General features: G+C 32.7%; 3 protein-coding genes and 1 pseudogene. All 4 read left to right on the top strand.

Translation table 11 applies throughout. The features are described 5' to 3' along the window. On the top strand, positions 1–184 hold a 184-nt coding region (locus tag NZ519_13330; GenBank protein MCS7029735.1), incomplete at its 5' end, for a hypothetical protein. A gap of 1,368 nt (positions 185–1,552) precedes the next feature. Next, entirely contained in the window at positions 1,553–1,963 is a 411-nt protein-coding gene (locus NZ519_13325) for a hypothetical protein (GenBank protein MCS7029734.1), read from the top strand. A 202-nt stretch (positions 1,964–2,165) separates the two neighbouring features. Beyond that, entirely contained in the window at positions 2,166–2,783 is a 618-nt protein-coding gene (locus tag NZ519_13320; protein MCS7029733.1) for a methyltransferase domain-containing protein, read from the top strand. Positions 2,784–3,003: 220 nt separating this feature from the next. After that, positions 3,004–3,194: pseudogene (locus NZ519_13315) on the top strand (IS5/IS1182 family transposase).

Below are 3,194 nucleotides of genomic sequence, written 5' to 3'. Positions count from 1 at the left end.
ACAACCCGATATTTATGTACTCATTCTTAGGCGCTTTGCTAATACATATCCAATTTTATATCAGACCTATATGAAAGAGCACTATAGTAAAAATATTACCTATCAATTTCTACCCTCTCCTTTTCCAAATGCTGTACTTGTAAAGTTTAGCATTGTGAAAGAAAAGCAGGAAAATAAAGAATAGTAGGGCTTTAACTGCCAAAGAGTTAGTGATTTTCATAGTGACTTCTTAGTCTGTTTATCTACATTCCACGACTTGATAGTTATATGATTGGTGGAAGTATTAAAAAAGTTTTAATCTTAACAAGATATGCAGGAAAAGATTATCAATATATTAAGTAAAAGACCCTTTCAAGTATCTTTATTACTCCATGTGCTGTTGTTTGGTTTGACATACTCCTTTTTTACTCCATTCTACCAAACCAACGATGATGTGGGAATGATGCTGATGGTGAGAGGCGTTAGTACGGTAACAGAACCTTCCGAGTATGTACTTTTTATGAATGTACTGCTCGGTAAGTTCTTAAAAAATCTCTTTCTGCTATATCCTGATTTTGACTGGTACAGTTTTTTTATGATAAGCTGTTTATTTGTGAGTTATACTGTATTGGGATATATATTTTTTCAGGGCACAAGAAATATATATATATTATCATACTACTTGATTTTTATCTTTTCTATTCAGGTATATACCTTAATTAACCTGCAATTTACAATTGTATCCTCTATTGCAGCACTCGCGGGAATATTAACTTTATTTAAAACTAACATTACCCCTAAAGATGCCTTTTTGTCTACATTCTGCATAGTAGTATCAGTAATGATTCGTTATGATTCAACCTTGCTGATTTTTATTTTATTATCACCCTTTGTTTTTTCAAAAATTTATTTTAAACATGTGAATAATATTAGAAATATATTAAAAATATGTATATTAAACTTAATAATTTCGTTTGTTGTTTTTTATTATAATGACTCTATATATAGAAATTGTTATGATGATTACATGAATTTTAAAAGCTACATAGTTAAAATCGTAGATCGGGATATAAGATCTTACTCTAAAAAAGATTTTGAAAGTATTCTGAAAAGTGCTAAATGGTCTAACAATGATTATGAAATGATTCGAAGTTGGTTTTTTATGAATAAAGATATATACAGCGTGTCTAATTTTAAGAAGATTATTAAAACTAAAAGTATATTTATGAATACTTTTAATTTATGTTCAATAAGATCTTATTTTTTTATATGAAATATTTTCTAGTATCTATGCTATGTTGATGTTTAGTATTGTTACAGGAACATTTTTTTTATACTATAATAAGGAAAACTTTTTAACTTTATTTAGTACTTTAATTATCTTAATACTATTAATTGTTATCATTCGTTATACAATGAAATGGCCACCTGAAAGAATACTGATACCTATGTTTATTACGGTATAGTAAGTACTATTAATAAATGTAACAAGTTCATTTTAGGTAAAATTCATAAATGTAGAATTATAATATATTGGGTATCAATATTGATATTAATCTATAATAGTATTATCATGCTTCGTGAGCAATATGAGTATTCTAATGACGTGGTTTCTTATAATCGATCTCTTAAAGAATTCTGCAGAATAATTCCCGTCAATAATTTGGTTATAGGATGGGGGTTGGGGTTTCCTTATGAGCACATATTACCCTTTGATAATCTTGATTATATAAAACATTTCCACACATATCCATTAGGAGCTTTTCAAAGAACAAAAGATCAAATGAAAATTCTCCATCAGTATAAAATTGCTGATTTATATTATGACATGGGTAACAGTGATAAAGTATTCTTAATGGTTTATTCTAGTAAAGATGAAAGTCTTTTAAAGGTATATATGAAAGAACACTATAACATTGAAACAGAATTTTCAATTGTTAATCACTTAGGCCCAAGGCGATTACTCAAAGTAACTTATAAGTAATCATGTACGAGATAATTAATAATATTAAGTGCTACGCACCCGAGCTGGCACATGCCAACAAAGACTTTCCAGTAGAAGCCTTTGAAGTACTATATGCGGCAGAAGAAGGGCACTTTTGGTTCGAATCTCGTAATCGCGTAATACAACATCTCTTTTCCCGATTTGTTGGAAAAGATTATGCGGCAGATGTCTTGGAAATTGGTTGCGGAACAGGTTTTGTGCTAAAAGGTTTGTCAGAAGTATTTCCCCAATATCGGTTGAAAGGTTCAGAATTCATTTGTCGGGTATTACTTTTGCGCAAAAGCGACTACCACAGGTTGAGTTTATTCAACTGGATGCTACCAAAATGCCATTCCGGGAGTCCTTTGACGCCATCGGTGCTTTTGATGTACTGGAACATATAGAGCAGGATGAAATAGTTATGCAGCAAGTAGGTCTGGCACTCAAAAAAGGCGGGTATTTTTTCATTAGTGTACCTCAATACCAATGGATGTGGAGCATTACTGATGACATGGCATATCATAAGCGGCGTTATCATCGGACAGAATTGCACCAAAAGTTGGAAAAAGCAGGGTTTGAGGTACTGTATATGACTTCATTTGTATTTGCACTATTCCCATTAATGGTACTCCATCGCCTCCTTAACAAAAGAAATAAGCAAGCTGAGTCAGAGTTAAAAGCTAATAATGAAATATTGATTCACCCCTTACTCAATAGAAGTTTCAAAATTGTTATGAAAATAGATGAGTGGTTCATTCGACGCAACTTATCATTGCCATATGGCGGCTCGCTGATAGCAGTAGCGCGAAAAAAGATGTAACCCTCTTCACCCCCACAACCCCATCGGTACCTGCAATTCAAAAGCAGTAAATCGTGGGCGGCTTTCCAGCAGGCGCACCGATCCGCCAAGGCGTTTCATACATAGTCACTCCTTAAAAAGGGTTTAACAAATTGGTTATCAACAATTTACCCTTGATTTGGCTTGTAAAAAACGACTGGTTTTTGTAATTTGATGCCACAAAACCACGCGGAAATATTCTATGTTGGCACCAAAGAAAGACCAAAATCAGCAAAGTTTATTTTTTGGATTACGTGATACTTTGAATTAAAAACACCCGCTGTACATACTTTCCATCAGGTAGATTGGGATATGTTTGAACAGAATTTTGCACCCCTTTATTGTGCCGATAATGGAAGACTCGCAAAGCCTATCCGTTTGACGGTAGGTTTG

The sequence above is a fragment of the Bacteroidia bacterium genome (genome assembly GCA_025056095.1).
In the GTDB taxonomy this organism is placed as follows: domain Bacteria; phylum Bacteroidota; class Bacteroidia; order JANWVE01; family JANWVE01; genus JANWVE01.
The sequence above is the reverse complement of the archived record's forward strand: the minus strand, read 5'-3'. Positions and strand labels throughout refer to the sequence as shown.

What these genes read in the sequence shown, in the direction of transcription:
- NZ519_13325 (MCS7029734.1), top strand. Translation starts at nt 1,553, where the DNA reads ATGCTTCGTGAGCAATATGAGTATTCTAATGACGTGGTTTCTTATAAT.